The 3,088-nt window shown below is 75.8% G+C and carries 2 protein-coding genes; both read right to left on the bottom strand.

Annotated features, from left to right (window positions below; all coding sequences use genetic code 11):
* A partial coding sequence (locus tag FRZ03_RS24570; protein WP_464862523.1) for a M48 family metalloprotease occupies positions 1–1,188 on the bottom strand: 1,188 nt, incomplete at its 3' end.
* Positions 1,189–1,574: 386 nt separating this feature from the next.
* Entirely contained in the window at positions 1,575–2,831 is a 1,257-nt protein-coding gene (gene purD / locus FRZ03_RS24575) for a phosphoribosylamine--glycine ligase (protein WP_146467320.1), read from the bottom strand.
* Between the last annotated feature and the right edge of the window lie 257 nt (positions 2,832–3,088).

Raw genomic sequence — 3,088 nt, forward strand, 5'->3', positions numbered from 1 at the left:
GTGCAGCCGGGCCGCGTCGGTGCGCCAGGTGCGGTCCACGACCTCCTCCGGATACGACTGCCAGTCCACCGGCGCCCAGTCGGGGCCGCACTCGGCGGGGCCGCCGTGGAAGAGGCGCGCGGCGAGCAGCGAGGTGGCCTCGTCCACCGAGCCGGGCTCCTCCAGGAGGTCGCAGGCGGGCCGCTCGCCGAGGCGGGAGGTGAAGCCCTCGGCGAGCCGGTCGCGCCGGGACAGCTCGGTGAGGGCGGCCACCACACCCGCGTCCAGCCGGGAGGGCCAGCGGCCCATCCGCCAGGCGGGCAGCGCCACCCGGGTCAGCAGCCGGTCCCAGCCGGCGTAGGCGAGGCCGACCTGCTCCTGGGCGACGATCCGTACGCCGTAGTCCACCGCCTGGGCCCGTTCGGCCGCCGCCGCGGCGACCCCGCGCTCCAGTTGTGCCGCGTGCTCCCGGCAGGCGCCCAGCAGCAGCCGGGCCACCCGGCCGAGGACCGCGCACGCCGCGCGGGTCAGCGGCCCCCGGCCGGGGGTGCCCGCCATGGCCGCCGTGGCGTCCAGGCCGCGTACGAAACGGCGGGCGGCGGCTATGTCCGGGTGCGCCGAGGGGCCGGTGCCGGCGACGACCGGGGCGAGGACCGCGCGCAGCTCGCCGACCCGCATCCACCACAGGAAGGGGGAGCCGATGACGAGGACCGGGGCGACCGGGACACGGCGGGGGGAGCGGCGCCCCTCACCCATGGTGTCCGGCTCGCCGGGCCCGGGGCGGGGCCGCGGGCCGTGGGCCGCGCGGGCACGGTCCTCCAGCCAGCTGTCGCAGTCCGGGGTGAGGGCTATGGCGGAGGGCGCCGGCACCTCGAGCCGCTCGGCGAGGTCGCGCACCATGCGGTACAGGTCGGGGGCGGACTCCTCGGGGACCGGCACCGTGGGAGTCATGGCGGGGCGGGCCCGGGAGACGGCCAGGGCGATCCCGGCGGTGGCCAGCAGGACGAGGACCGCGAGCACGCCCACGGCCCAGCGGGCGGCGTCCCAGCCCGGACCGGTCAGACGGCCGGTGACCGCGCCGGCCAGCAGGATCACCTCGGCGCCCGCGGGCAGCACGGCCACGCCCAGGGCCCGGCCCCGGACCCGCAACACCGCGAGGGCCCGGGAGCGCGCGGCCTGCGCGCCCGCTTCCACACCGATTCCGGTCACGTGCCGACCTCACCCCCTCCCCTGCCGATGCCGTGCTGTCCTGGGGCTGCTCACTCCCCCACTGTGGCACCCGTCACTGACAACGCAATGCCGGTGGGCCAAGTGCCGGAACGCTTGCGCGGCACCCTAGTTGCGCCCCCGGCCCGCGTCAGCCGTATGGGCGATTGCTCACTCGATGGAATGGCTTTGGTCAGAGGTGGGTGACAGACAGCAAAGATCAGGCCCCGGATCGAATCCGGGGCCTGAGGGGTTCGCTCGGGGGTTGCCGTGCGGGGTGCTCGGGGTTCGCCCGGAGGGGTTCGCCCCGGTTTCGCCCGGAGGGGTTCGCCCGGGTTTCAGCCCCGCGGAGTTCGCCCGGGTTCCACCCGGCGGTGCGGGACGGCCGGTCAGACCGTCTCGGCCGCCGCCCTGGCCGCGATGTCCGTGCGGTGCTGCGAGCCGTCGAGCCCGATGCGGCCCACCGCCCGGTACGCCCGCTCGCGCGCCTCGGTCAGGTCCTTGCCGGTCGCGGTGACGGACAGCACGCGCCCGCCCGCGCTGACCACCGCGTCGCCGTCCCGCCGGGTGCCCGCGTGCAGCACGTAGGCGTGCGGGGCGTCCTCGGCGGCCACCTCGTCCAGACCGGTGATCGGGTCGCCGGTGCGCGGGGTGTCGGGGTAGTTGTGCGAGGCGACCACGACGGTGACGGCCGCGTCCTCGCTCCAGCGCAGCGGCGGCAGGTCGGCGAGGTTGCCGGTGGCGGCGGCCATCAGCAGCCCGGCCAGCGGGGTCTTCAGGCGGGCCAGCACGACCTGGGTCTCCGGGTCGCCGAAGCGGGCGTTGAACTCGATGACCCGCACCCCGCGGCCGGTGATGGCCAGTCCGGCGTAGAGCAGGCCGGAGAACGGCGTGCCGCGCCTGCGCAGTTCGTCCACCGTCGGCTGGAGGACCGTGCGCTGCACCTCGTCGACCAGCTTCGGGTCGGCCCAGGGCAGCGGCGAATAGGCGCCCATGCCACCGGTGTTGGGGCCCTCGTCGCCGTCCAGGGCGCGCTTGAAGTCCTGCGCGGGCTGGAGCGGTACGACGGTCTCGCCGTCGGTGACCGCGAACAGGGACACCTCGGGGCCGTCGAGGAACTCCTCGATCACCACGCGCTCGCAGGCGGCCGCGTGCGCCTTGGCCGCGTCCGGGTCGGCGGTGACGACCACGCCCTTGCCGGCCGCGAGCCCGTCGTCCTTGACGACGTAGGGGGCACCGAAGGCGTCGAGGGCCGCGGCGACCTCCTCGGCGGTGGTGCAGACGTACGACCGGGCGGTCGGCACCCCGGCCGAGGCCATGACGTCCTTGGCGAAGGCCTTGGAGCCCTCCAGCCGGGCGGCCTCGCCGGACGGGCCGAACACCGGGATGCCCGCCGCGCGCACGGCGTCGGCGACCCCGGCGACCAGCGGGGCCTCCGGGCCGACGACGACCAGCTCGGCGCCGAGCCGCTGCGCCAGCGCGGTCACCGCGGCACCGTCGAGCGCGTCGACCTGGTGCAGCTCGGCGACCTCGGCGATGCCGGCGTTGCCGGGGGCGCAGTGGAGCGCGGTGACGTCGGGATCGAGGGACAGGGAGCGGCACAGGGCGTGTTCGCGGGCGCCGCTGCCGATGACGAGGACCTTCACGGGGTCAGCCTAATGGCAAGGTTGCCGAAGACCGGGGGCCGGGGAAGCCGTACGTTCCTACAAGGGCCGGTCCCGAAGCTCGTCGCCCGGCGCCCGCCGCCTGTCAGTCGTCGCCCGTCACCCGTCGCCTGTCACTCGTTGGTGAACTCCTCCACCACGGTGGCCCCCAGCTCCCGCACGATCAGTTCGTGCCCGGAGAGGGCCGACTCGTCCAGATCGGGGTCGTCGTCCTCGGGGATGTCGTCCTCGATGGAGAC

It is taken from the genome of Streptomyces misionensis, from assembly GCF_007896895.1.
GTDB lineage: Bacteria > Actinomycetota > Actinomycetes > Streptomycetales > Streptomycetaceae > Streptomyces > Streptomyces misionensis_A.